The 25968-nt window shown below is 74.3% G+C and carries 24 protein-coding genes; 20 read left to right on the forward strand and 4 right to left on the reverse strand.

Annotated elements, in window-relative coordinates; all coding sequences use genetic code 11:
* Positions 1-239: 239 nt before the first annotated feature.
* Positions 240-1295, reverse strand: coding sequence for an SNG1 family protein (locus LO771_RS23740; protein ID WP_230746264.1), 1056 nt, complete (start codon positions 1293-1295; stop codon positions 240-242).
* Between the two features lie 385 nt (positions 1296-1680).
* Here LO771_RS23740 and LO771_RS23745 point away from each other — a divergent pair, with 385 nt between their 5' ends.
* The 17 genes from LO771_RS23745 (at position 1681) to nuoN (ending at position 21303) form a co-directional block, all read left to right on the forward strand.
* Positions 1681-2928, forward strand: coding sequence for a geranylgeranyl reductase family protein (locus LO771_RS23745; protein WP_230746346.1), 1248 nt, complete (start codon positions 1681-1683; stop codon positions 2926-2928).
* A 305-nt stretch (positions 2929-3233) separates the two neighbouring features.
* Positions 3234-4016 (forward strand): TNT domain-containing protein, encoded by a 783-nt coding sequence (locus LO771_RS23750; protein WP_230746269.1) that lies wholly within the window; start codon positions 3234-3236, stop codon positions 4014-4016.
* Between the two features lie 197 nt (positions 4017-4213).
* Positions 4214-4369, forward strand: a complete 156-nt coding sequence (locus LO771_RS23755) for a hypothetical protein (RefSeq protein ID WP_230746271.1) — start codon at positions 4214-4216, stop codon at positions 4367-4369.
* 589 nt (positions 4370-4958) lie between these two features.
* A complete protein-coding gene (locus tag LO771_RS23760; protein ID WP_230746273.1) occupies positions 4959-5318 on the forward strand; it encodes an NADH-quinone oxidoreductase subunit A in 360 nt (119 codons plus the stop codon).
* Between the two features lie 15 nt (positions 5319-5333).
* Complete coding sequence (locus LO771_RS23765; protein WP_230746275.1) at positions 5334-5888, forward strand: NADH-quinone oxidoreductase subunit B family protein; 555 nt, start codon at positions 5334-5336, stop codon at positions 5886-5888.
* Positions 5885-6694, forward strand: a complete 810-nt coding sequence (locus LO771_RS23770; protein ID WP_230746277.1) for an NADH-quinone oxidoreductase subunit C — start codon at positions 5885-5887, stop codon at positions 6692-6694. Before LO771_RS23765 ends, LO771_RS23770 begins: the two co-directional genes overlap by 4 nt.
* Complete coding sequence (locus LO771_RS23775; RefSeq protein WP_230746279.1) at positions 6694-8040, forward strand: NADH-quinone oxidoreductase subunit D; 1347 nt, start codon at positions 6694-6696, stop codon at positions 8038-8040. The genes LO771_RS23770 and LO771_RS23775 overlap by 1 nt, the downstream gene beginning before the upstream one ends.
* Before the next feature lie 59 nt (positions 8041-8099).
* Positions 8100-8948, forward strand: a complete 849-nt coding sequence (gene nuoE, locus LO771_RS23780; protein WP_230746348.1) for an NADH-quinone oxidoreductase subunit NuoE — start codon at positions 8100-8102, stop codon at positions 8946-8948.
* Positions 8945-10336 (forward strand): NADH-quinone oxidoreductase subunit NuoF, encoded by a 1392-nt coding sequence (gene nuoF, locus LO771_RS23785; protein WP_230746281.1) that lies wholly within the window; start codon positions 8945-8947, stop codon positions 10334-10336. Before nuoE ends, nuoF begins: the two co-directional genes overlap by 4 nt.
* A complete protein-coding gene (locus LO771_RS23790) occupies positions 10337-12883 on the forward strand; it encodes an NADH-quinone oxidoreductase subunit G (protein WP_230746283.1) in 2547 nt (848 codons plus the stop codon).
* Positions 12880-14256: an NADH-quinone oxidoreductase subunit NuoH gene (nuoH, locus tag LO771_RS23795; protein WP_230746285.1), complete on the forward strand. Its 1377-nt coding sequence runs from the start codon at positions 12880-12882 to the stop codon at positions 14254-14256. The genes LO771_RS23790 and nuoH overlap by 4 nt, the downstream gene beginning before the upstream one ends.
* Before the next feature lies 1 nt (position 14257).
* On the forward strand, positions 14258-14830 hold the full coding sequence (nuoI, locus tag LO771_RS23800; RefSeq protein ID WP_230746350.1) for an NADH-quinone oxidoreductase subunit NuoI: 573 nt from the start codon (positions 14258-14260) through the stop codon (positions 14828-14830).
* Complete coding sequence (locus LO771_RS23805; protein WP_230746287.1) at positions 14827-15774, forward strand: NADH-quinone oxidoreductase subunit J; 948 nt, start codon at positions 14827-14829, stop codon at positions 15772-15774. The genes nuoI and LO771_RS23805 overlap by 4 nt, the downstream gene beginning before the upstream one ends.
* Positions 15771-16070: an NADH-quinone oxidoreductase subunit NuoK gene (nuoK, locus tag LO771_RS23810; protein WP_230746295.1), complete on the forward strand. Its 300-nt coding sequence runs from the start codon at positions 15771-15773 to the stop codon at positions 16068-16070. Before LO771_RS23805 ends, nuoK begins: the two co-directional genes overlap by 4 nt.
* Before the next feature lie 18 nt (positions 16071-16088).
* Complete coding sequence (gene nuoL / locus LO771_RS23815; protein ID WP_230746297.1) at positions 16089-17984, forward strand: NADH-quinone oxidoreductase subunit L; 1896 nt, start codon at positions 16089-16091, stop codon at positions 17982-17984.
* A complete protein-coding gene (locus LO771_RS23820; protein WP_230746299.1) occupies positions 17984-19648 on the forward strand; it encodes an NADH-quinone oxidoreductase subunit M in 1665 nt (554 codons plus the stop codon). The genes nuoL and LO771_RS23820 overlap by 1 nt, the downstream gene beginning before the upstream one ends.
* Entirely contained in the window at positions 19645-21303 is a 1659-nt protein-coding gene (gene nuoN, locus LO771_RS23825; RefSeq protein ID WP_230746301.1) for an NADH-quinone oxidoreductase subunit NuoN, read from the forward strand. The genes LO771_RS23820 and nuoN overlap by 4 nt, the downstream gene beginning before the upstream one ends.
* 121 nt (positions 21304-21424) lie before the next feature.
* On the opposite strand, the gene LO771_RS23830 is transcribed toward nuoN, so the two are convergent.
* From LO771_RS23830 to LO771_RS23840, 3 genes are read right to left on the reverse strand one after another with little or no spacing between them, the layout of a single operon-like run.
* On the reverse strand, positions 21425-21742 hold the full coding sequence (locus LO771_RS23830; RefSeq protein WP_308188988.1) for a type II toxin-antitoxin system PemK/MazF family toxin: 318 nt from the start codon (positions 21740-21742) through the stop codon (positions 21425-21427).
* Positions 21739-21879, reverse strand: coding sequence for a hypothetical protein (locus LO771_RS23835; RefSeq protein ID WP_230746303.1), 141 nt, complete (start codon positions 21877-21879; stop codon positions 21739-21741). Before LO771_RS23835 ends, LO771_RS23830 begins: the two co-directional genes overlap by 4 nt.
* A gap of 44 nt (positions 21880-21923) precedes the next feature.
* Entirely contained in the window at positions 21924-23129 is a 1206-nt protein-coding gene (locus tag LO771_RS23840; protein ID WP_230746305.1) for a phosphotransferase, read from the reverse strand.
* Positions 23130-23333: 204 nt separating this feature from the next.
* Between LO771_RS23840 and LO771_RS23845 the strand changes: the two genes are divergently transcribed.
* From LO771_RS23845 to LO771_RS23855, 3 genes are all read left to right on the forward strand, one after another.
* Positions 23334-24344, forward strand: a complete 1011-nt coding sequence (locus tag LO771_RS23845; RefSeq protein ID WP_230746307.1) for a polyprenyl synthetase family protein — start codon at positions 23334-23336, stop codon at positions 24342-24344.
* 265 nt (positions 24345-24609) lie between these two features.
* Positions 24610-25272, forward strand: coding sequence for a response regulator transcription factor (locus LO771_RS23850; protein ID WP_230746309.1), 663 nt, complete (start codon positions 24610-24612; stop codon positions 25270-25272).
* A 212-nt stretch (positions 25273-25484) separates the two neighbouring features.
* Positions 25485-25968, forward strand: a 484-nt coding sequence (locus tag LO771_RS23855) for a 2-oxoacid:acceptor oxidoreductase family protein (protein ID WP_230746324.1), incomplete at its 3' end; no start/stop codon positions are given.

Genomic DNA, 25968 nt, shown 5'->3' on the forward strand with positions numbered 1-25968 from the left:
GGCCGAGGAGCGCCCGGCCCAAGATACGCGCGTAGATCGACCGGGCAGAAGGGCCCCGCAGGTTAAATCTCGGGAACGCCCGCGGTCCGCGGCGCGCCCCCGCCGTCCGACCCCCGCCGTCCGGCCCCCGACGTCCCGTCCGCCGTCCGCCGTCCGCCGTCCGCCGTCCGCCGTCCGGCTCCCCGGCCCGGTCCTGGCCGTCCGGGGGCCGCCGGTCCCGGGGCCGGCTGCCGCGGCCGTCAGCCGGGGACGCCGCCGCCGTCGCGCCGGCGGGCGGAGGCGAGCAGGCCGACCAGCAGGCCGCCCGCGGCCCAGGCCCCCAGGATCCAGAGCGGGCCGGTGGTCGCGTTCCCGGAGAAGTAGACGGTGTTGCGGACCGCCGTGGTGCCCGCGCCCGGCGGCAGCGCGGGCCCGATCACCCGCCAGAACGGCGGCAGCAGGACGGACGGGTACGGCCCGCCCGCGCTCGGGTTGCCCAGCACCACGAAGAGCAGCACCGCCAGCCCGATCCCGACCGTCCCGAAGAGCGTCTGCAGCGCCATGGAGCTCGCCGCCGCCGCGAACACCACCAGCGCGCCGATCCCCCACAGGGCGGCGAAGTGCCCCGGCAGCGCGTGGAAGACGGTGTCCACGACCACCGCCCCGGCCAGCCCGGAGAGCACCGCGTACAGCGCCAGCACGGCGAGGCGGACCAGCGCCCGGTGGGCGTTGGCCGGGCGCGCACCCGCGCTGACCGCGAGCATCGAGGAGGCGAGGTAGCCGCCGACCATCCAGCCCACCACCAGGTAGAAGGAGGAGAGCCCGCGCCCGTCCGCCGGGGCGGGCGGGCGGATGTCGGTGACGGTGATGGCCCGCTTCCGGCCGACCTCGATCCGCCGTCCCAGCTGGGCGGCGGTGTCGGAGACCGCCGGGCCGCCGGCCGAGGCGACCAGCAGGGTGTCCCGCGTCCCGGCCGCGTCCACCAGCAGGGCGGCGTCGACGGTCCTGTCCAGGACCTGCCGCCGGGCGGCTGCCGCGGAGGGCGCGGCGGTGGCCCGCGCGGGCTCGCCGGGCAGCCGGTTCAGCAGGGCGACCACCTGCCGCGACACCTGCGGCGGGGCCACCACCGCGACGGGCACCCGGTGCGGCGAGGGGGAGTGGAAGGCCCCGATGTAGGAGACGACGAAGCCGACCTGGAGCAGCAGCACGCCCGTCATCAGCAGGAAGGCGCGCAGGCTCACCGCGTCGCGCAGCTCGGCGAGGAAGCCCCTGCGCCCCGGCCCGCCGGGGGTGGTGGACGACAGGGCGGTGCTCATCGGTCGGGTCCCTCCTCGCGTCGGCTGTCCGACCAGCAGAACCCACGGGGCCCGCGGCGGCGGCGGGGCTCGCCGGTCGGGGCCCGTCCACCGCCCGACCGGCCGCGCCCCGGCCCGCGCCGCCCCGCGCGGCCGCCGTGCCGCCCGCCCCGTCCGGCGGCCCGCCCCGCCCCTCCGCCGGGCGCCGCCGGGACGCACCGGCGCCCGGCCCGGTCCGCGGCCGGGGACGGCCCATAGACTGACCCGGTCCGGACCCGGACCGGACCGGACGAGCCGAGAGCAGCCAGGAGTGCCGACCGTGACCGATACCGCCGCTGACCGGACCACCGCTGCCGACGCCGCCGCCGCGGAGCCGCACGGGCCCGTCGAGGGCACCGCCGACGTCATCGTGGTCGGCGCCGGGCCCGCCGGCGCGACGACCGCGTACCACCTCGCCCGGGCGGGCCTGGACGTCCTGCTGCTGGAGAAGTCGGCCTTCCCCCGGGAGAAGGTCTGCGGCGACGGCCTCACCCCCCGCGCCGTCAAGCAGCTCGTGGACATGGGCATCGACGTCTCCGAGGAGGCCGGCTGGCTCCACAACAAGGGCCTGCGGATCATCGGCGGCGGCGTGCGCCTGGAGCTGGACTGGCCCGACCTGGCCTCCTTCCCCGACTACGGCCTGGTCCGCAAGCGCGCCGACTTCGACGAGCTGCTGGTCCGCCAGGCGGAGAAGGCCGGCGCGCGGCTGTACGAGCGGGCCAACGTCGGCGCACCGGTGCTGGACGACCGCACCGGCCGGATCACCGGCGTCACCGTGAAGCTGGGCGAGGAGAAGCGGCCGGCGGTCTTCACCGCCCCGCTGGTGGTCGCCGCCGACGGCAACTCCACCCGGCTGTCCCTCGCGATGGGCCTGCACCGCCGCGAGGACCGCCCGATGGGCGTCGCGTACCGGACGTACTTCACCAGCCCCCGCCACGACGACGACTACCTGGAGTCGTGGCTGGAGCTCTGGGACCGCCGCAAGGGGCAGAACACCCTCATGCCGGGCTACGGCTGGGTCTTCGGCATGGGCGACGGCACCAGCAACGTCGGCCTCGGCCTGCTCAACACCACCTCCTCCTTCGGTGAGATCGACTACCGCGAGCTGCTGAGGTCGTGGTGCGCCAACATGCCGGCCGAGTGGGGCTACACCCCGGAGAACATGACCGAGCCGATCCGCGGCGCGGCCCTCCCGATGGCCTTCAACCGGCAGCCGCACTACACCCGCGGCATGCTGCTGGTCGGCGACGCGGGCGGCATGGTCAACCCGTTCAACGGCGAGGGCATCGCCTACGCCATGGAGTCGGGGAGGATCGCCGCCGACGTGGTCGTGCAGGCCCACGCCCGGACCACCCCCGCCGGCCGCGAGCGCGCGCTGGAGGCGTACCCGCGGGTCCTCAAGGACGTCTACGGCGGGTACTACACGCTCGGCCGGGCCTTCGTGAAGCTCATCGGCAACCCGCGGGTGATGCGCCTGGCCACCGAGCGCGGCCTGACCCACCCGATGCTGATGCGCTTCGTCCTCAAGCTCCTCGCCAACCTGACCGACCCGCAGGGCGGCGACGCGATGGACCGCATCATCAACGGCCTCGCGAAGGTGGCGCCGAACGCCTGACGCCTTCCCGACCGTCCCGGGGCCCGGTCCGCCGCCGCGCGGGCCGGGCCCCGCCGCGTCCGCGCGCCCCCGTCCGCGGGCCCCCCGTCCGCACGCGTGTGCGGGCGGACGGGGGAGGCGGACCGGCGGCCGCGCCGTCCTGCCCCGGGCGCCTGACGCCGTGTTCGGCCGTCCGGCCCTGCCCCGATTGCCGCCCGCCACCCGTCCCCGTGTGATGAGTCCGGTGCGTCGTGCAGTCCCGACGGGTCCCTCTCCCCCCGCCCCGGGTCGACGCCCTCCGGACACTCGTCACCCTGGAGGTCCCGTTGCGCTCGCTCCGACGGTCCGCGGGCCTGGCCGCCGCGGCCGGACTCGCCGGCTCCCTGTTCCTCGCCCCCTCCGCCACCGCCCCCGCGAGCGCGCGGACGCCCGCGGCGGCCGCCGTGCGCGTCCCCGCCGTCCCCGCCGCCGTCCCCGCGGGCCGGGTGCGGCCCCACGGGGCGGAGCCGGACCGGTCCCCGTGCCTGGGGCTGGTGCCGCCGCCGTACGCCTTCGCCGTCCGGACGCCCTTCGTGTGCGGCGACTGGCGGCTCGGCCCCGCCGAACTGCCGCGCACCGGCGTCCTCGGGAGCATCCTCGCCGGGTACCGGCGGCTGGGCGGCCTGACACCGGTGGAGTTCCTCAACCGGTGGTGGGACCCCTCCCGCGACCTGGGCCGGGGCGACTGGCGGTACCCGCCGGACGACGGCTTCGAGCACGACGCGGGCGGCCACGTCATCGCGGCCCCCCTGACGCTCCACCCGGGACGGCTGCTGGACCGGTTCGGCAACGAGTTCGGCAGCTTCCTCGCGCCTGCGGGGGCGAAGTACGGGGAGCGGTCGATCCCGCCGTCCAACCTCGACACCGAGGACGCCCGGTACCCGTACAACTACCACCTGTACCGGGTGAAGAAGGACACCACCGTGTGCGCCGGCCCGGCCGCCCCGGCCTTCGAGCAGCCCGGCCAGGGGGTGCAGTTCGTGACCTCCAGCTCCTTCTGCCCGACGCTGCCGGCCGGGGTCTCCGTGAACAGCCTGCTGCGCAGCGGCAACCTGGAGCGGGCGAACTGACCGGGGCGGACGGCCCCGCCGGGCGCGGCCCGGGGACCCCCGGGGCCCCGGACGTCCGGGACCGGCGGGGGCTTCGGGGGGCGCTCCGGGCCGCGGGGGTCCCCGACGCGGCGTACGAGATCCAGGGCCTGGGCGGCGGGCCCTGGCCGGCGGACCGCCTCTACCTGGAGGAGGCGTCCGGCGGCTGGGCCGTCGGTGTGCACGAGCGCGGCCGGCGCCGGGTGCTGGAGCGGTTCCCGGACGAGGCGTCGGCCTGCCGCCGGCTCCTCGCGATGCTGACCGACCCGGGGCCGCCGCCCGTCCCCCTGACGCCGGAGGAGTCCGAGCGGCTCCTCGGCGACGGGACCGCGTGACCCGCGCCCGCCCCCTCGCCGCCGCGAGGGGGCGGGCGCGGCCGTTCCGGGCGCGGCCGTCCCGGGGCGGGGCCGTTCCGGGCCACGGCGGTCCCGGCCGCTTGTGAACCGGGGGGCAATCCGGCCCGGCCGCGCGCCGGACGGCGGGGTCCCGGGGGCCGGGGAGGCAGGAGGGGAGCGGGGGAGCGCGGCCGTCCCGCGGCGCCGCGCGCACCGGTCAAGCGGGGGCGCGGCCGGGGCCACCCGGGAGGGTGAGGGCGGTTAACACGCCATCCGGAGGGTCACAAATTTGCACTGGGACGGCGTGGGCTGATAGTGGAGCGCCCCTCCGAGCAGGCGTTTCACCGGCGGTGATGACGCAGCGGGACCGCTTGTGAGCAGAGTGTGCCCGCTTCACCGACCATGATCGATCGTCAGGTGGCGTAGATCACAAAGACCACCCGCAACCGCGTGTCGCAGATCACATGCGCACGGGCATAGGATGCAGCCGAATCGGGGTTTGTGAACTGCCTCACATGAGGTGATCACGAGCCCGGAACCGAACGGTCCGAATGCAGTCAAGGACGACCTGCGGAGGGAGCGGGGGCGTATGAACGCTTACGCGCCGATCCTCGTACTCGGTGCCATCGCGGCGGCTTTCGCGGTGGGATCCATCGTGATGGCCTCACTCACCGGCCCGAAGCGCTACAACCGGGCCAAGCTCGAGGCCTACGAATGCGGCATCGAGCCCACCCCGCAGCCGGTCGGGGGCGGGCGCTTCCCGATCAAGTACTACCTCACGGCGATGCTCTTCATCGTCTTCGACATCGAGATCGTCTTCCTCTACCCGTGGGCCGTCAGCTTCGACGCCCTGGGGATCTTCGGGCTGGTCGAGATGCTGCTCTTCATCGCCACCGTCTTCGTCGCCTACGCCTACGTGTGGCGGCGCGGCGGTCTCGAGTGGGACTAGCTGAGAGGCGAACACATGGGTATCGAGGAGAAACTGCCGAGCGGCTTCCTGCTCACCACCGTGGAGACCGCCGCCGGGTGGGTGCGGAAGGCGTCGCTCTTCCCGGCCACCTTCGGACTGGCCTGCTGCGCCATCGAGATGATGACGACGGGCGCGGGCCGGTACGACCTGGCGCGGTTCGGCATGGAGGTCTTCCGCGGCTCGCCGCGCCAGGCCGACCTGATGATCGTCGCCGGGCGGGTGAGCCAGAAGATGGCCCCGGTGCTCCGCCAGGTCTACGACCAGATGGCGAACCCGAAGTGGGTCATCTCCATGGGCGTGTGCGCCTCGTCGGGCGGCATGTTCAACAACTACGCGATCGTCCAGGGCGTCGACCACATCGTGCCCGTCGACATCTACCTGCCCGGCTGCCCGCCGCGGCCCGAGATGCTGATGGACGCGATCCTCAAGCTCCACGACAAGATCCAGCACGAGAAGCTGGGCGTGAACCGCCGCAGGGCGGAGGAGCAGGCCGAGGAAGAGGCGCTGCGGGCGGTCCCGACGATCGAGATGAAGGGGCTGCTGCGGTGAGCGGCGTCAACGGCGCCGGCGGCGCCAACGGGTCGGGCGGCGCGAACGGCCACAACGGCGCGAACGGCCACAACGGCGCGAACGGGAAGGCCGACGGCTCCCTCCCCGCCCCCCGCGGCGAGGGCGGCCGCGAGGAGGTCATCGGCGTCCGCCGCGGCATGTTCGGCACCCGGGGCACCGGCGACACCTCCGGCTTCGGGGGCCTGGTCGCCCCGGTCACGCTCCCGGGCGGGAGTACGCGCCCGTACGGCGGCTGGTTCGACGAGGTCGCCGACGAGCTGGAGGGCGCGCTGGAGGAGCAGGCGGAGGCGGGCCGCGGCGCCGGCCCCGCCGAGGCGGTCGAGAAGACCGTCGTCGACCGCGGCGAGCTGACCTTCCACGTCCGCCGCGAGCACCTGCTCCAGGTCGCCCGCACCCTGCGCGACGACCCGGCGCTCCGCTTCGAGCTCTGCCTCGGCGTGAGCGGCGTCCACTACCCGGGCGACCACGGGCGCGAGCTGCACGCGGTGTACCACCTGCGGTCGCTCACCCACGGCCGGCTGGTCCGGGTGGAGGTGTCCGCGCCCGACGCGGACCCGCACATCCCGTCCACCGTCGCGGTCTACCCCACCAACGACTGGCACGAGCGCGAGGCGTACGACTTCTTCGGCATCGTCTTCGACGGCCACCCCGCGCTCACCCGGATCATGATGCCGGACGACTGGCTGGGCCACCCGCAGCGCAAGGACTACCCGCTCGGCGGCATCCCCGTCGAGTACAAGGGCGCCCAGATCCCGGCGCCCGACCAGCGGAGGTCGTACTCCTGATGACGGACAGCCAGCAGACAGCAGGGGCCGCCGCGGCGGGGACCCGGGAGACCACCGAGGGGCGCGTCTTCACGGTCACCGGCGGTGACTGGGACGAGGTCGTGGCCGCGGCCGCCGGCAGGGCGGACGACGAGCGGATCATCGTCAACATGGGCCCCCAGCACCCGTCCACCCACGGCGTGCTCCGGCTCATCCTCGAGATCGACGGCGAGACGGTGACCGAGGCCCGCTGCGGCATCGGCTACCTGCACACCGGCATCGAGAAGAACATGGAGTTCCGGAGCTGGACGCAGGGCACCACCTTCGTCACGCGCATGGACTACCTGACGCCGCTCTTCAACGAGACGGCGTACTGCCTCGCGGTGGAGCGGCTCCTCGGCGTCACCGAGCAGGTGCCCGACCGGGCGACCGTGATCCGGGTCCTCATGATGGAGCTCAACCGGATCTCCTCCCACCTGGTCTGCCTCGCCACCGGCGGCATGGAGATCGGCTCCACCACGCTGATGATCTACGGCTTCCGGGACCGCGAGATCATCCTCGACATCTTCGAGCTGGTCACCGGCCTGCGGATGAACCACGCGTACGTCCGCCCCGGCGGCCTCGCGCAGGACCTCCCCTCCGGCGCCGTCGACCAGGTCCGCGAGGGCGTCAAGCTGCTGCGCTCCCGGATGCACGAGTACGACAAGCTGGCCACCGACAACCCGGTCTTCAAGGCCCGCCTGGTCGACGTCGGCCACCTGGACCTGGCCGGCTGCATGGCGCTCGGCGTGACGGGCCCGATCCTGCGCTCCACCGGCCTGCCGCACGACCTGCGCAAGTCCGACCCCTACTGCGGCTACGAGACCTACGACTTCGAGGTCGCCACCGCCGACACCTGCGACTCCTACGGCCGGTTCCTCATCCGCCTGGAGGAGATGAAGCAGTCGCTGCGGATCGTGGAGCAGTGCCTGGACCGGCTGCGGCCGGGACCGGTGATGATCGAGGACAAGAAGATCGCCTGGCCGGCCCAGCTCGCCATCGGGCCCGACGGCATGGGCAACTCCCTCGACCACATCCGGAAGATCATGGGCACCTCCATGGAGGCCCTGATCCACCACTTCAAGCTCGTGACCGAGGGCTTCCGCGTCCCGGCCGGGCAGGCGTACGCGGCCGTGGAGTCCCCCAAGGGCGAACTCGGCGTGCACGCGGTGAGCGACGGCGGCACGCGGCCGTTCCGGGTCCACTTCCGCGACCCGTCGTTCACCAACCTGCAGTCCATGGCGGCGATGTGCGAGGGCGGCCAGGTCGCCGACGTCATCGTCGCGGTGGCCGGCATCGACCCGGTGATGGGAGGCGTGGACCGGTGACGACCCACGAGACGGCGACGACCCACGAGGGGCCCGCGGCGCAGCCCGTGGGGCTCGGCATGCCGGCGCTGCCGGCGCCGGACTACCCCGCGGACGTGCGGGCCCGGCTGGACGCCGACGCGAAGGAGCTGATCGGCCGCTACCCGGTGGCCCGCTCCGCACTCCTGCCGCTGCTGCACCTGGTGCAGTCCGAGGAGGGCTGGGTCAGCCCCACCGGCATCCGGTTCTGCGCCGAGCAGCTCGGCCTCACCACGGCCGAGGTCACCGCGGTGGCGACCTTCTACACCATGTACCGGCGCCGGCCCGCCGGGAAGTACCACGTCGGGGTGTGCACCAACACCCTGTGCGCGGTCCTCGGCGGCGACCAGATCTTCGCCGAGCTCAAGGAGCACCTCGGGATCGAGAACAACGAGACCACCGAGGACGGCGCTGTCTCGATCGAGCACATCGAGTGCAACGCCGCCTGCGACTACGCGCCGGTGATGACGGTGAACTGGGAGTTCTTCGACAATCAGACGCCGGAGAGCGCCAAGCGGCTCGTGGACGACCTGCGGGCCGGCCACACGGTCCTCCCCACCCGGGGCGCGGCGCTCTGCACGTTCAGGGAGACGTCCCGCATCCTCGCCGGGTTCCCCGACGAGCGGCCCGGCGCGCTCGACGCGTCCGGCGCCGGCGGCGCCCCCTCCCTCGCCGGGCTGCGCCTCGCCCGCGGCGAGACCCTGCCGGGCGGCGGCGCGGCCAGGGTCGTCTCCCCCCGCCACCAGGACGGCGCCGACGCGGCGCCGGGGGGCCCGTCGCAGGGCGCCCCCTCCGCGCACGACGCGCCCGCCGAGACGGCCGCGTCCGACCCCCACCGCACCGGCGACGCCGCCGGACCCGCCGAGCCGGAAGGAGGCGAGGACCGATGACCGCCGACAGCCTGGTCGGGGAGGCGGGACCGGAGAAGCTCCTCACCCCGGTCCTCTCCGCCACCTGGGACGACCACCGGCCCTGGACGCTGGACACCTACCGCCGCCACGACGGCTACCAGGGCCTCGCCGCCGCGCTGCGCATGCAGCCCGACGAGGTCATCGCCCTGGTCAAGGACGCGGGCCTGCGCGGCCGCGGCGGCGCCGGCTTCCCCACCGGCATGAAGTGGCAGTTCATCCCGCAGGGCGACGGCAAGCCGCACTACCTCGTCGTCAACGCCGACGAGTCCGAGCCCGGCACCTGCAAGGACATGCCGCTGCTCTTCGCCAACCCGCACAGCCTCATCGAGGGCATGGTGATCGCCAGCTACGCGATCCGCTGCAGCCACGCCTTCGTGTACCTGCGCGGCGAGGTCGTCCCGGTGCTGCGCCGCCTCCAGGCGGCCGTCGCCGAGGCGTACGAGGCGGGCCTGCTCGGCCGGGACATCCAGGGCTCCGGCTTCGACCTGGACATCACCGTGCACGCGGGCGCCGGCGCGTACATCTGCGGCGAGGAGACCGCGCTGCTGGACTCCCTGGAGGGCCGCCGCGGCCAGCCCAGGCTCCGGCCGCCGTTCCCCGCGATCGCCGGCCTGTACGCCTGCCCGACCGTGGTCAACAACGTGGAGTCCATCGCCTCGGTGCCGGCCATCCTGCACCGCGGCAAGGAGTGGTTCCGCTCGCTCGGCAGCGAGAAGTCCCCCGGCTTCACCCTCTACTCCCTCTCCGGGCACGTCACCAACCCCGGCCAGTACGAGGCGCCGCTCGGGGTGACCCTGCGGCAGCTGCTGGAGATGAGCGGCGGCGTGCGCGAGGGCCACCGGCTGAAGTTCTGGACGCCGGGCGGCTCCTCCACCCCGATGTTCACCGACCAGCACCTGGACGTGCCCCTCGACTACGAGGGCGTCGGCGCCGCCGGGTCGATGCTCGGCACCAAGGCCCTCCAGGTCTTCGACGAGACGACCTGCGTGGTCCGCGCCGTCACCCGGTGGACCGAGTTCTACGCCCACGAGTCCTGCGGCAAGTGCACCCCCTGCCGCGAGGGCACCTACTGGCTGGTGCAGCTCATGCGCCGCATCGAGGCCGGCGAGGGCGTCCAGGCCGACCTGGACAAGCTGCTGGACATCGCCGACAACATCTTCGGCAAGTCCTTCTGCGCCCTCGGCGACGGCGCCGCCAGCCCCATCACCTCCTCGCTCCAGTACTTCCGCGAGGAGTACGAGCAGCACATCGCCCAGCGCGGCTGCCCCTTCGACCCGGCGGCGTCCACCGTCTGGGCCGGGCGGCAGCCCGCCGTCAACGGAAACGCCGCCCGCCGGCCCGCCCAGGAGAAGGGGGTGCTCGCCTAAATGACCGTCACCACCGGCACACCGGAAGGGACGGCCGCGGCGCCGCCACCGGAAGACCTTGTCACCGTCACCATCGACGGCGTCGACCTCCAGGTGCCCAAGGGCACCCTGGTGATCCGCGCCGCGGAGCTGATCGGCGTCCAGATCCCCCGGTTCTGCGACCACCCGCTGCTGGACCCCGCCGGGGCCTGCCGCCAGTGCATCGTCGAGGTTGAGGGGCAGCGCAAGCCGCTGGCCTCCTGCACCACGACCGTCACCGACGGGATGGTCGTCCGCACCCAGGCCACCTCCCCGGTCGCCGAGAAGGCGCAGCGCGGGGTGATGGAGCTGCTGCTCATCAACCACCCGCTGGACTGCCCGGTCTGCGACAAGGGCGGCGAGTGCCCGCTGCAGAACCAGGCCATGTCCACCGGGGCCCCCGACACCCGCTTCGAGGGCGCCAAGCGGACCTACGCCAAGCCCGTTCCGATCTCCACCCAGGTCCTGCTGGACCGCGAGCGGTGCGTGCTGTGCGCCCGCTGCACCCGCTTCTCGCAGCAGATCGCGGGCGACCCCTTCATCGACCTGGTGGAGCGCGGCGCCCTGCAGCAGGTGGGCACCGGCGAGGGCGACGACTTCCGGTCGTACTTCTCCGGCAACACCATCCAGATCTGCCCGGTGGGCGCGCTCACCTCCGCCGCGTACCGGTTCCGGTCGCGGCCGTTCGACCTGGTCTCCTCGCCCGGCGTCTGCGAGCACTGCTCCTCCGGCTGCGCGGTCCGCACCGACCACCGGCGCGGCAAGGTGCTGCGCCGCCTCGCCGGGGACGACCCGGAGGTCAACGAGGAGTGGAACTGCGACAAGGGCCGGTTCGCCTTCCGCTACGCCCAGCAGCGCGACCGGCTCACCACCCCGCTGGTCCGCGGCGAGGACGGGGAGTTCGTCCCCGCCTCCTGGCCGGAGGCCCTGGAGCGGGCCGCCGCCGGGCTCGCCGCCGCCCGCGGGCGCGCGGGCGTCCTGGTGGGCGGCCGGTCCACGGTCGAGGACGCCTACGCGTACGCCAAGTTCGCCCGGGTCGCCCTCGCCACCAACGACGTCGACTTCCGCGCCCGCCCGCACAGCGCCGAGGAGGCCGCCTTCCTGGCCGCCGCCGTCGCCGGGCACGGGATCGACCTCGACGGGGCGGGCGTCTCGTACCGGACGCTGGAGGCCGCCCCGGCAGTCCTCCTCGCGGGCCTCGAGCCCGAGGAGGAGTCGCCGATCGTCTTCCTGCGGCTGCGCAAGGCCTCCCGCAGGGGCCTGCGGGTCTTCTCGCTCGCCACCCACGCCTCCCGGGGCCTGGCCAAGCTCGGCGGCGCCCTGCTGCCCGCGGCGCCCGGCACCGAGGCCGAGTGGCTGGACGCCCTCGCCGGCGACGAGCCCCTGGTCGAGGACGCGGGCCGCGCCGCCGACCTGCTCCGCGCCGAGGGCGCGGTCGTCCTGGTCGGCGAGCGGCTCGCCACCGTGCCGGGCGCGCTCACCGCCGCCCTGCGGCTCGCCCGCGCCACCGGCGCCCGCCTGGCCTGGGTGCCGCGCCGGGCCGGGGAGCGGGGCGCGCTGGAGGCCGGCGCGCTGCCGGGCCTGCTGCCCGGCGGACGGCCCGCCGCCGACCCCGACGCGCGGGCGCAGACCGCCGCCGCCTGGGGCATCGCCGCGATCCCGGTCGACGCCGGGCGCGACACCGGGCGGATCCTGTCGGCCGCCGCCTCCGGCGAGCTGGGGGCGCTGCTGGTCGGCGGCGTGGAGACCGCCGACCTGCCGGACCCGGCCGCCGCCGAGGCCGCGCTTGACGCGGTGCCGTTCCTCGTCAGCCTGGAGCTGCGGCCCTCCGCGGTCACCGCCCGCGCCGACGTCGTGCTGCCGGTGGCGGCCGTCGCGGAGAAGGCCGGCACCTTCCTCACCTGGGAGGGGCGGGTGCGGCTCTTCGAGGCCGCCCTCAAGCCGGACCAGCAGACGCAGCGGCACCTCCGCTCCGACCTGCAGGTCCTCGCCATGCTGGCCGACGCCATGGACGTCCACCTGGGCCTCCCGGACCTCACCGCGGCCCGCCGCGAGCTGGACGCCCTCGGCCCGTGGACCGGCACCCGGGCCCCGGCCCCGGCCGAGCACCGCGGCCCGGTGCCGCGGCCCGCCGCCGGCCAGGCCGTCCTGGGCGGCTGGCGCCAGCTGCTGGACCGCGGCGTGCTCCAGGACGGCGACGTCCACCTGGCCGGCACCCGCCACCCCGCCGTCGTCCGGCTCTCGCCCGCGACCGCCGCCGAGGCCGGCGCCGCCGACGGCGCCCCGGTCGCCGTCACCGGCCCCGCCGGGTCGGTGGTCCTGCCGCTCGCCGTCACCGCCGGGATGCCCGACCGCACGGTGTGGCTCCCGCTCAACTCCACCGACGGCGGCGCCCTGCGGGCGCTGGGCACCGGCACCGGGAGCGTCGTCTCCGTCGCGCCGGCGCCCGCCGTCCCGGCGGGCCCCTCCGGGAGCCTCTCCGAGAACCCCTCCGAGAACCCCTCCGAGAACGGGGAGGAGGACCGATGACCCCCGCGGCCCTCGCCGACACCGCGCAGCAGGCCGGCCTCTTCGGCACCGACCCCTGGTGGCTGGTGCTCCTCAAGGCCGTCTTCACCTTCGCCTTCCTGGTCGTCACGGTGCTGATCGCGATCGTCTGGGAGCGCAAGGTCGTCGCCTGGATGCAGCTGCGGATCGGCCCCAACCGGCACGGCCCCTGGGGCATGCTCCAGTCGCTCGCCGACGGCGTGAAGCTGGCCCTCAAGGAGGACCTGGTCGTCACCGGCGCCGACAAGGCCGTCTACGTCCTGGCCCCGATCGTCTGCGTCATCCCGGCCTTCATGGCCTTCGCGGTGATCCCCTTCGGCCCGGCCGGGCACGAGGTCTCGATCTTCGGCACCCGCACCACGATGCAGCTCACCGACCTGCCGATCGGCATGCTGTACATCCTGGCCACCGCCTCGGTCGGCATCTACGGCATCGTGCTGGCCGGCTGGTCGTCCGGCTCCACGTACCCGCTGCTCGGCGGCCTGCGCTCGGCGGCGCAGATGATCTCCTACGAGATCGCGATGGGCCTCTCCTTCGCCGCGGTGTTCATCTACTCCAAGTCGATGTCCACCTCGCAGATCGTCGAGGCGCAGCAGCCCCGGTGGTTCGCGGTGATGCTGCCGGTCTCCTTCCTGGTCTACATCGTGGCCATGGTCGGCGAGACCAACCGCGCCCCCTTCGACCTCCCCGAGGCCGAGGGCGAGCTGGTCGGCGGCTTCAACACCGAGTACTCCTCGCTGAAGTTCGCGATGTTCATGCTCGCCGAGTACGTCAACATGGTCACCGTCTCGGCCGTCGCCTCCACCCTCTTCCTGGGCGGCTGGCGGGCCCCGTGGCCGGTCAGCGCCGTCTGGGCGGGCGCCAACCACGGGTGGTGGCCCATCCTCTGGATCACGGTCAAGATCCAGCTGCTGCTCTTCTTCTTCATCTGGCTGCGCGGCACCCTGCCCCGGCTCCGCTACGACCAGTTCATGAAGCTGGGGTGGAAGGTCCTCATCCCGGTCTCGCTGGTCTGGCTGGTGCTGGTCGCCACCGTCCGCGCGCTGCGCAACGAGGGCTACGGCTTCCCCCAGGTCGTCCTCTACGTCGGCGCGCCGATCCTCGTGGTCATCCTGCTCATGTCGGTCTGGGACGTCCTGCGGCGCCGGGAGAAGGCCGGACCGGAGCAGCCGCAGGAGCCCTTCGACCCCATGGCGGGCGGCTTCCCCGTCCCGCCCATGCCCGGCCAGGAGCTCCCGCCCGTACCGCGGCGCAGGAGCCGCGTCCAGCAGCCGTCCCCCGCACTGGAGGAGCCCGGCGAACCCGCCGCCGTGGGCGGCGGCACCTCCGACCCGAAGGGAGCCGACGGTGCCTGACATGTTGGGCCCGGCCGCCGGATTCGGCGTGACCTTCAAGGCCATGTTCAAGAAGCGCCTCACCGAGCAGTACCCCGAGCAGAAGAAGGAGACCGCGCCCCGCTTCCACGGCCGCCACCAGCTCAACCGGCACCCCGACGGCCTGGAGAAGTGCGTCGGCTGCGAGCTGTGCGCCTGGGCCTGCCCCGCCGACGCCATCTACGTGGAGGGCGCCGACAACACCGAGGAGGAGCGCTACTCCCCGGGCGAGCGGTACGGCGCGGTGTACCAGATCAACTACGCCCGCTGCATCCTCTGCGGGCTCTGCATCGAGGCCTGCCCCACCCGGGCGCTCACCATGACCAACGAGTACGAGCTCGCCGACCGCAGCCGCGCCGACCTGATCTTCACCAAGGAGCAGCTGCTGGCCGGCCTCACCGAGGGCATGGTCCCCCCGCCGCACGCCATGTACCCCGGCACCGACGAGGGCGCCTACTACCGCGGCGAGGTCACCGGCGCCGCCCCCGGCACCGAGACCCAGTCCCGGTCCCGGGACGCGGCCGGGCACGAGGCCGAGGAGGCGGGCCGGTCATGACCACCGCACACCTGGCCGCGGCCGTCACGGGCGCCACCTCCACCGGCGAGGCCGTGCAGTTCTGGATCCTGGCCGTGGTCGCCGTCGGCGGCGCCCTCGGCATGGTCCTCATGCGCAAGGCCGTGCACAGCGCGCTCTGCCTCGCCGCCACCATGCTGGCCCTCGCGGTCTGCTACATGGCGCAGGGCGCGGTCTTCCTCGGCGTCGTCCAGATCGTCGTCTACACCGGCGCGATCATGATGCTCTTCCTCTTCGTCGTCATGCTCGTGGGCGTCACCTCGGCCGACTCCCTCAAGGAGACCCTGCGGGGCCAGCGGTGGGCCGCCGCCCTCTGCGGCACCGGCTTCGGCGTGCTGCTCATGGCCGGCATCGCCAACGCCCGCCTCCGCACCTTCACCGGCCTGGCGCAGGCCAACGCCGACGGCAACGTGCAGGGCCTGGCCCGGCTGGTCTTCACCCGGTACGTCTGGGCCTTCGAGGTCACCGGCGCCCTGCTGATCACCGCCGCCGTCGGCGCCATGGTGCTCACCCACCGGGAGCGCACCGAGGAGCGGGCCACCCAGCGCGAGCTGGCCGCCCGGCGCGTCCGCGAGGGCGTGCAGGTCACCCCGCTGCCCGCGCCCGGCGTCTACGCCCGGCACAACGCGGTGGACATCCCCGGCATGCTGCCCGACGGCACCACCTCCGACCTCACCGTCAACCCGACGCTGCGCGCCCGCGGCCAGATCCGGGACGTCAGCGGGGACATGCTGCGCCGCATGGAGCAGCTGGAGACCTCCACCGCCGACTACCTCGGCCGCACGCCCCCGCCGCGCCGGGTGGCGGCCTCCGCCCGCGTCCCGCTGGCCGCGGGCGCCGGGGACGAGGCCGGCGACGCCGCCCGCGAGGAAGCCCGTCCGGAGACCCGCAGCGGGGCCCGCACCGAGGAGGCCGAGCAGCAGTGAACCCCGTCAACTACCTGTACCTCGCGGCGCTGCTCTTCACCATCGGCGCCACCGGCGTCCTGGTCCGGCGCAACGCGATCGTCCTGTTCATGTGCGTCGAGCTGATGCTGAACGCGTCCAACCTGGCCCTGGTCACCTTCTCCCGGCTGCACGGCAACCTGGACGGCCAGGTCATCGCGTTCTTCACCATGGTGGTCGCCGCCGCCGAGGTCGTGGTCGGCCTGGCGATCATCGTCAGCATCTTCCGCACCCGGCACTCGGCGTCCGTCGACGACGCCAACCTCATGAAGCTGTAGGCGGAGGCAGACGAACCCGTGAACGCACTCATCCCCGTGCTCGTCGCGGCCCCGCTCGCGGGGGCAGCCCTGCTGCTCCTCGGCGGCCGCCGCCTGGACCGCCTCGGCCACTGGCTGGGCCTCCTCGCCTCCACCGCCTCCTTCGCGGCCGGTGCGGCCCTCTTCGCCCACATGCTGGCGCAGCCCGCCGACCAGCGGCCGGTCCACCAGCACCTGTACTCCTGGGTGCCGGTGGGCGGGTTCCAGGCCGACGTCGGCTTCCAGCTGGACCAGCTGTCCATGACCTTCGTCCTGCTGATCACCGGCGTCGGCAGCCTCATCCACCTGTACTCGGTGGGCTACATGGCCCACGACGAGCGCCGCCGCCGCTTCTTCGGCTACCTCAACCTCTTCCTCGCGGCGATGCTGCTGCTGGTCCTCGCCGACAACTACCTGCTGCTGTACGTCGGCTGGGAGGGCGTGGGCCTCGCCTCGTACCTGCTGATCGGCTTCTGGCAGCACAAGCCCAGCGCGGCGACCGCCGCCAAGAAGGCCTTCATCGTCAACCGCGTCGGCGACGTCGGCCTGTCGATCGCGATCATGCTGATGTTCGCGCAGTTCGGCTCCTTCGCCTTCGGCCCGGTCTTCGCCACGGCCGGGGACGCGGGCGAGGGGAAGCTCACCGCGATCGGCCTGATGCTGCTGCTGGCCGCCTGCGGCAAGTCCGCCCAGGTGCCGCTGCAGTCCTGGCTCGGCGACGCCATGGAGGGCCCGACCCCGGTCTCGGCCCTCATCCACGCCGCCACCATGGTCACCGCCGGCGTCTACCTCATCACCCGCTCCGCGGCCATCTTCAACCTGGCGCCCGACGCCCAGCTGGTCGTCGTCTGCGTCGGCGCGGTCACCCTGCTCTTCGGTGCGGTCGTCGGTTGCGCCAAGGACGACATCAAGAAGGCGCTGGCCGGCTCGACCATGTCGCAGATCGGCTACATGGTGCTGGCGGCGGGCCTCGGCCCGGTCGGCTACGCCTTCGCGATCATGCACCTGGTGACCCACGGCTTCTTCAAGGCCGGGCTCTTCCTCGGCGCGGGCTCGGTCATGCACGGCATGGACGACGAGGTGGACATGCGCCACTACGGCGGCCTCAGGAAGTACATGCCCGTCACCTTCGTCACCTTCGGCCTCGGCTACCTGGCGATCATCGGCTTCCCCGGCCTGTCGGGCTTCTGGTCCAAGGACCGGATCATCGAGGCCGCCTTCGCCAAGGGCGGCACCGAGGGCTGGATCCTCGGCGCGGTCACCCTGGTCGGCGCGGCGGTCACCGCGTTCTACATGACCCGCGTGATGCTGATGACCTTCTTCGGCGAGAAGCGCTGGCGGACCGACGCGGAGGGGCGCGAGCCGCACCCGCACGAGTCGCCCGCGGTGATGACGGTCCCCATGGTCGTCCTCGCGGTGGGCTCGGTCCTCGCGGGCGGCCTCTTCGCCCTCAACAACGCCTTCCTGCACTGGCTGGAGCCGATCACCGGCCACGCCGAGGGCGACTCGCCGCTGAGCCCGGTCGCGGTCAGCGGCCTCACCCTGGCCTGCGTCGCGGCCGGCGTCGCCTGGGCCTGGGCCGTGTACGGGCGCCAGCCCGTGCCGGTCACCCCGCCGGTCGGCTCCGCCCTCACCCGCGCCGCCCGCCGCGACCTGCTGCAGGACGACATCAACCACGCGGTCCTGGTCCGCCCCGGCGAGTACCTGACGCGCGGCCTGGTCTACGCCGACAGCAAGGGCCTGGACGGCTTCGTCAACGGCCTCGCCGCCGCGGTCGGCGGCCTCTCCGGCCGGATGCGGCGGCTGCAGAACGGCTTCGTCCGCTCCTACGCCCTCTCCATGTTCGGCGGCGCCGCGGTCCTGGTCGCCACCACTCTCCTGATGAGGTCGGTCTGATGCCCTTTCCGCTGCTGACCGTCACCGCCGCCGTGCCGGCGGTGGGCGCGGTCGTCACCGCGGCGCTGCCGGCCGCGACCACCGCGGCCAGGCGGCGCACCCCCAAGGCCGTCGCCCTGGCCTTCTCCGCCGCGACCCTCGCCCTGGCGGCGGTCGCCACCGCCCGCTTCGACCCGGGCGGCGACCGCTACCAGCTCACCGAGTCGTACACCTGGATCCGCAGCTTCGGGATCTCCTTCTCGCTCGGCGTCGACGGCATCGGCGTGGTGCTGGCGCTGCTCACCGCCGTGCTGGTGCCGCTGGTGATGCTGGCCTCCTGGCACGACGCCGACCCCGAGGACCCGCACAGCTTCGAGGGGCCGCGCCGCACCCAGGGCTTCTTCGCCCTGGTGCTGGCCGTCGAGGCGATGGTGCTGGTCTCGTTCCTCTCCACCGACGTCTTCCTCTTCTACGTCTTCTTCGAAGCCATGCTCATCCCGATGTACTTCCTCATCGGCGGCTTCGGGGACCGGGCGGGCGGGCCGGACGCCGCGCGGCAGCGCTCCTACGCCGCCGTCAAGTTCCTGCTGTACAACCTGGTCGGCGGCCTGGTCATGCTGGCCGCCGTCGTCGGCCTGTACACCCTCACCGCCCGCGCCGGGCTCGGCAGCGGCGGGGGCGGCACCTTCGACCTGGCGACGATCACCCGGGCCGTCTCCGACGGGAAGCTCGCGATCGACCCGACGGTGGGCAAGGCGCTCTTCCTCGGCTTCTTCTTCGCCTTCGCCGTCAAGGCGCCGCTGTGGCCGCTGCACACCTGGCTGCCCAACGCGATGGGGGAGTCCACCGCCGGCACCGCCGTGCTCATCACCGCGGTCGTCGACAAGGTCGGCACCTTCGCGATGCTCCGCTACTGCCTCGGCCTCTTCCCCGACGCGTCCACGTACTTCGCCCCGGCGATCCTGGTGCTGTCGGTGGTCGGCATCCTCTACGGCGCCCTGCTCGCCGTCGGCCAGAAGGACATCAAGCGACTCGTCGCCTACGCGTCGATCTCCCACTTCGGCTTCATCATCCTGGGCATCTTCGCGATGACCACCCAGGGCCAGAGCGGCGCCACCCTCTACATGGTCAACCACGGCATCTCCACCGCCGTCCTCATGCTGGTCGCCGGCTTCCTCATCTCGCGGCGCGGCAGCCGCCTCATCGCCGACTTCGGCGGCGTGCAGAAGGTGGCCCCGGTGCTGGCCGGCACCTTCCTGGTCGGCGGCCTGGCGACGCTGTCGCTGCCGGGCCTGGCGCCGTTCGTCAGCGAGTTCCTGGTCCTGGTCGGCACCTTCACCCGGTACCCGGCGCTCGGCGTCGTCGCCACCCTCGGCATCGTGCTGGCCGCGCTCTACGTCCTGGTGCTGTACCAGCGCACCATGACCGGCCCGGTCCGCGAGGGCGTCGGCTCCATGGCCGACCTGAGGGTCCGCGAGGTGGCGGTCGTCGCCCCGCTGATCGTCCTGCTGGTCGTCCTCGGCGTCTACCCCAAGCCGGTCGCCGACATCGTCAACCCCGCCGTCGGCGCCACCATGGCCGACGTCCACCGCACCGACCCGAAGCCGGCCCACCCGGCCGCCGAGCAGCCGTGGTTCTCGTACACGACCGCCGGCACCGACTCCCCCGGAGGTGTGGCGAAGTGACCGCCCCCGCAACGGCCGCCGCCGTCCACACCCTGTGGACGGCGGCGGGCGACAACCCCGCCATCCCCGCGCCGCACATCGAGTACGGGCAGCTGTCGCCCATGCTCGTCGTCCTCGGCGCCGCCGTGGCCGGCATCCTCGCCGAGGCCTTCCTGCCCCGGCGCGCCCGGTACACCGGCCAGGTCGCCATCGCCCTGCTGGGCCTCGCCGGCGCCTTCGCCGCCGTGGTCGCGCTCGCGGCGAGCGGCCACGCCACCACCCGGGCCGGCCTCGCCGCCATGGGCGCGGTCGCCGTCGACGGACCCGCGCTCTTCCTCCAGGGCGTCATCCTGCTGGTCGCCGTGGTCGCCGTGCTCTCCTTCGCCGAGCGGCGGCTGGAGCCGCGCGGTGCCGACGGCGCGCCCGTGGACGCCTTCGCCCCGCAGGGCTCCGCCGTGCCCGGCAGCGACCAGGAGAAGGCGGCGGCCAGGGCGGGCTTCGCCACCACCGAGGTCTTCCCGCTCACCCTGTTCGCGGTCGCCGGCATGCTGCTCTTCCCCGCCGCGTCCGACCTGCTGACCATGTTCGTGGCGCTGGAGGTCTTCTCCCTGCCGCTCTACCTGCTCTGCGCCCTCGCCCGGCGGCGCCGCCTGCTCTCCCAGGAGGCGGCCGTCAAGTACTTCCTCCTCGGCGCCTTCGCCTCCGCCTTCTTCCTCTTCGGCACCGCGCTGCTCTACGGCTACGCGGGCACCGTGTCGCTCGGCGGCATCGCCGACGTGGTCTCCGGCAAGGCCCCCGTCACCCCGGCCCTGTCGGGCACCACCGGGAACGACGCCCTGCTGCTGATCGGCCTGGCGATGCTCGCCGTCGGCCTGCTCTTCAAGGTCGGCGCCGTCCCCTTCCACGCCTGGACCCCGGACGTCTACCAGGGCGCCCCCACCCCGGTCACCGGCTTCATGGCCGCCGCCACCAAGGTCGCCGCCTTCGGCGCCCTGCTGCGGCTGCTGTACGTGGCCCTGCCCGGCATGCGGTGGGACTGGCGGCCGGTGATGTGGGGCGTCGCCATCCTCACCATGGTGGCGGGCGCGGTCCTGGCGGTCACCCAGACCGACGTGAAGCGGCTCCTGGCGTACTCCTCCATCGCCCACGCCGGGTTCATCCTCACCGGCGTGATCGCCACCGACCGGGCGGGCGTCTCCTCGGTGCTCTTCTACCTGGCGGCGTACTCCTTCGTGACCCTCGGCGCCTTCGCCGTGGTCACCCTGGTCCGCGACGCGGGCGGCGAGGCCACCCACCTGTCGCGGTGGGCCGGCCTCGGGCGGCGCTCGCCGCTGGTGGCGGCGGTCTTCGCGCTCTTCCTGCTGGCCTTCGCGGGCATCCCGCTGACGTCCGGCTTCACCGGGAAGTTCGCCGTCTTCCAGGCGGCGGCGTCCGGCGGCGCGGTGCCGCTGGTGGTCGTGGGCGTCCTGTCGTCGGCGGTCGCGGCCTTCTTCTACATCCGCGTCATCGTCCTGATGTTCTTCTCCGACCCGAAGGCGGACGGCCCGTCCGTGGCGGTCCCCAGCCCGCTCACCGCCACCGCCATCGGCCTCGGCGTGCTGGTCACGGTCGTGCTCGGCCTGCTGCCGCAGTACTTCCTCGACCTGGCGGACAAGGCGTCGGTCTTCGTCCGCTGACCCGCCCGGCCACCCGCGCACCCCTGCGCGCGCCCGCGCCCCCGGCCGCCCCCGCGGCGCCGGGGGCGCGGGCACGTCCGGGAGGGGACCGCCCGCCCGTCCCCCGGGCCGTCCGGGCGGTTCACAGCCCCAGGTAGTGCGACACCGCATGCTCGATCTCGGCCAACTCGTCCCTGTCCAGGTAGTGGACCGGCTCGCCGTGGATGCAGTCGACGTCGACGGAACGGAGCTGGTCCACCAGGAACCGGGTCACGGTGCCGCCGATCTCCAGTTCCGGGCGGAACACGGCGGGCTGCGCGCCGGTCGAGGTGGGAACGACCGTGGCCACGGTCCAGGGCATGGAGCTCGGGCTCAGCACCAGGCCGTACCGGCGGCCGCGCTGCTCATGCCCCCGCTCGGCATCGCCCAGGTCCACCCGGTAGACGGCGCCCCGGATCACCAGGCGTCCTCCTCGGCGGAGAGGTCCTCGCCGGCCGGCCGCTCGGCGTCGGACCGGGCCTGGGCCAGCCAGACCTCCCGCTCCAGCAGGCGCAGGGCACGCCGCATGACGTCACTGGTCCGCTCGCCGTTGCGCATGGCGGCGCGGATGACGCGCTCGTCCTCCCCGGTCGGCCGGAACCCTATGGTCGTTGCCGTGCACTCGGAGCAGGACCTTGGTGCACGAACGTCGAGCACATGGTGCGCAGGCCGTCCGTGAACGCCCGACCGGCGTCCGAGGCGAACCAGGCCGCGTGGCCCGTGAAGTAGTCCCGGTACGTCTCCAGCGCCTGCTCAGTGCGCCCCAGCACCGTGTGGAAGTACCAGGCCTCCGACAGGGCGTAGTCGGCGTGGACCAGCGGCAGCACCTCCGGCAGGGCCGCCGCCTCGGCGGGGGAGAGCGGCCGCACCGACCGGTAGCCGTCCAGCAGCGCCTCCGCCTGACCGGGGTGCACGGCGGCCGCGCCCAGCTCCGGCAGGCGCAGCCACTCCACCGCGCACCGCTCCAGCGCGGTCGCCAGGTCGTGGACGGCGGTGGTCCGGTTCGCCAGGCCGAAGTCGAGGACGGCGGCCACCGCGTCGCCGTCCCCGCCGCCGCCCCCGTTCTCGCCGCCGCCCCAGAGCAGGTTGCTGCCGTGCCAGTCGCCGTGCGTCCACAGCGGCGCCGGCTCCGGCGGGCGGTCCGGGACCAGCCGCAGGTGGACCCGCTCCAGGTCGCCCCGCCAGTCCACCCGCTCCAGCAGCTCCCCCAGGCCCGGCCGGGCCGCGGCGAAGGCCGCCAGGGCCGCCACCGGGTCGCCGGCCGTCCCGAACACCTCGTGCGAGGCCAGCAGCGGCAGCGGCCCGCGCGGCGGCGCCCCGTACCCCTCGGCGGCCAGGTGCAGACGCGCCAGGGCCGCGCCCGCGGAGCGGGCCTGGGCCGCCGACAGGTACGGCGTCCAGGAGAAGCGGTCCCGGTAGCGGTCCTCGCCCGGAAGCGCCGTGTGCACCTCGTACGTCCACGGGCCGCACGCGACCGCGGTCGCCCCGTCCCGGTCGGGCAGCACCCGGGCCACCGGCGCCCCGCGCGCCGCCAGGTGCGCCAGGAAGCGGTGCTCCTCCGCCAGCGCGGCGGCGCGGCGCACCGAGCGGTGGTGGCGCTTGACGAAGAGGCGCCGGCCGTCGCGGGTCCGGACCAGCGCGCCCGCCGACAGGGGCCGTGGGCTGCGCCACAGCACCGCGTCCAGGCCGCCGGTCCCGGGCACGCGGTCCAGCAGCCGGGCGGTCTCGTCCCCGGTCAGCGGCGGCCAGTCCGGCGCCACGAGCTCGGCCCGGCCCATGCCGAGCACCCGCGTCCCGCCGTCCGCCACCGCCGCACCTCCTCCGCACCCGCCGCGCCCGCCCACGTCCCCCCATCCTCGCCCATCGGCCGCGGACCCCCGCCGGACGGCGTCGGCGGGGCCCGGGGAGCAGTGCCCACGCAGTGATCGAAGAGCGACCGGATACCCTGCCCTTGATGGCATCGGCGGCCGCCGCCAGGGCCGCAGGAACGACCAGCGACAGGAGTGGTCTCCGTGACCGTCGTGGGCCCCTTCGGGCTGAGCATGCAGGACGAGGCCCTCGAGGCCGACGTCCGGTACGGCATGGCCGCTGTCGAGGAGGCGTTGCTGGATGCCACCAAGAGCGACACGCCGTTCATCACCGCCGCCGCCCAGCACCTGCTCGCGGCCGGGGGCAAACGGTTCCGTCCGCTGCTGGTGCTCCTCGCCTCCCACTTCGGCGACCCGGCCGCCCCCGGCGTCGTCCCGGCCGCCCTGGTCGTGGAGCTCACCCACCTCGCCACCCTCTACCACGACGACGTGATGGACGAGGCGCCCGTGCGGCGCGGCACCCCCAGTGCCAACGCCCGCTGGGACAACTCCGTCGCCATCCTCACCGGCGACTTCCTCTTCTCCCGCGCCTCGCAGGTGCTGGCCGACCTCGGCCCGCAGGCGGTGCGGCTGCAGGCGGAGGCGTTCGAGCGGCTGGTCACCGGCCAGATCCTGGAGACCGCCGGCCCCCGGCCGGGCGACGACCCGGTCCGGCACTACCTGGACGTCATCAGCGGCAAGACCAGTGCGCTGGTGGCGGTCTCCTGCCGGTTCGGCGCCATGCTCTCCGGCGCCGACGAGCGGACGGTGGACGTCCTCACCGAGTTCGGGGAGCGGATCGGCACCGCCTTCCAGCTCGCCGACGACATCCTGGACGTCGCCAGCGACGGCCACGAGTCCGGCAAGACGCCCGGCACGGACCTGCGCGAGGGCGTCCCCACGCTGCCCGTGCTGCTGCTGCGCGCCATGCCCGCCGACCCCTCCGACCCGGACGACACCCGGCTGCGGGAGCTGCTCGACGGCGACCTCGCCGACGACGCCCGGCACGCGGAGGCGCTGGGCCTGCTGCGCCGCCACCCGGCGCTGGAGCGGGCCCGCCGCGAGACCCTGCGGTACGCGGACGAGGCCCGCGCCCTGCTGGGCCGGCTGCCGCACTGCCCCGCCCGCGCGGCCCTGGAGGGGCTCTGCGACGCGGTGGCCGTCCGCACCATGTGAGCGGGCGGCTCGCGGCGCCCGGAGGGCCCGGCCGCGTGAGCCGGACGGGGTGAGCCGGACTGCGTGAGCGGGGCCGGGTGGGCCGGGCCGCGTGAGCTGTGCCGCCGTGCCGGTCCGCACGCGCCCGGCCGCACCGCGCCCTGGAACCCCGGCCCTTCCGCCCGCCGCGGCTGCCCGGTGGGCCAGACTGGGCCCGGACCGGCGTCCGCCGGTCCCGTCCGCCGCCCAGCCCCCCAGCCGTCCAGCCGCCCACCGGAAGGCCGCCATGCTCCGCGTCGTCATCGCCGAGGACTCCGTACTGCTGCGGGAGGGCCTGACCCGCCTGCTCACCGACCGCGGGATGGAGGTCGCGGCCGGCGTCGGCGACGGCGCGGCCCTGCTGGCGGCCGTCGAGGAGCTGGCCGGCGCCGGCCGCCTCCCGGACGTCGTCGTCGCCGACGTGCGGATGCCCCCCACTCACACCGACGAGGGCGTGCGGGCCTGCGTGGAGCTGCGCCGCCGCCACCCGGGGCTGGGCGTGCTGGTCCTCTCCCAGTACGTCGAGGAGCGCTACGCCTCCGAGCTGCTGGCCGGCTCCACCCGCGGCGTCGGCTACCTGCTGAAGGACCGGGTGGCCGAGGTGCGGGAGTTCGCCGAGGCCGTGGAGCGGGTGGCCGCGGGCGGGACCGCCCTGGACCCGGAGGTCGTGGCCCAGCTGATCGGCCGCAGCCGCCGGGCCGACGTGCTGGAGTCGCTGACCCCGCGCGAGCGGGAGGTGCTGGCGCTGATGGCCGAGGGCCGCACCAACACCGCCGTCGCCCGGCAGCTCGTCGTCTCCGACGGCGCGGTCGAGAAGCACGTCGGCAACATCTTCCTCAAGCTGGGGCTCGCCCAGAGCCCGGAGGACCACCGGCGGGTGCTCGCGGTGCTGGCGTACCTGCGCTCCTGAGGCCCGCCCGAGCCTGCCCCGCGCCGTCCTCGGCGGGGGGAGCGGACCCGGCGTGCGCCTGGTTGGACGAAGGGGGTGAAAGGCGCCCCGCGAGCATCCCGGGCTCCTGACATAGGCAACCCTTACCCGCATAGGATGAGGACGGTGCACCACGTGGACGGGAGCACACGGCTCGCGCCCGCTCGTGGTGGCCTCGAGGGAGGTCCAGGCCAGTGACCAGCCAGGTCGACCAGACGGAGGCGGCGGACGGGGCGGCGGCGCCCGGCAGCCCGCCCGGGGAGTCCCGGAGCCCGGCGGGCGGGCCCGTCAAGCAGGTGAAACGGCTGGACCGCGTGGTCATCCGGTTCGCGGGGGACTCCGGCGACGGCATGCAGCTCACCGGCGACCGCTTCACGTCGGAGACCGCGTCCTTCGGCAACGACCTGTCCACGCTGCCGAACTTCCCCGCCGAGATCCGCGCCCCCGCCGGCACGCTGCCCGGGGTGTCGTCCTTCCAGCTGCACTTCGCCGACCACGACATCCTCACCCCCGGCGACGCCCCGCACGTGCTGGTGGCGATGAACCCGGCAGCGCTCAAGGCCAACCTGGCGGACGTGCCGCGCGGCGCCGAGGTCATCGTCAACACCGACGAGTTCACCAGGCGCGCCCTGGCCAAGGTCGGCTACGCGGCCGACCCGCTGGAGGACGGCTCGCTGG

It is taken from the genome of Streptacidiphilus sp. ASG 303, assembly GCF_020991365.1.
Lineage (GTDB): Bacteria > Actinomycetota > Actinomycetes > Streptomycetales > Streptomycetaceae > Peterkaempfera.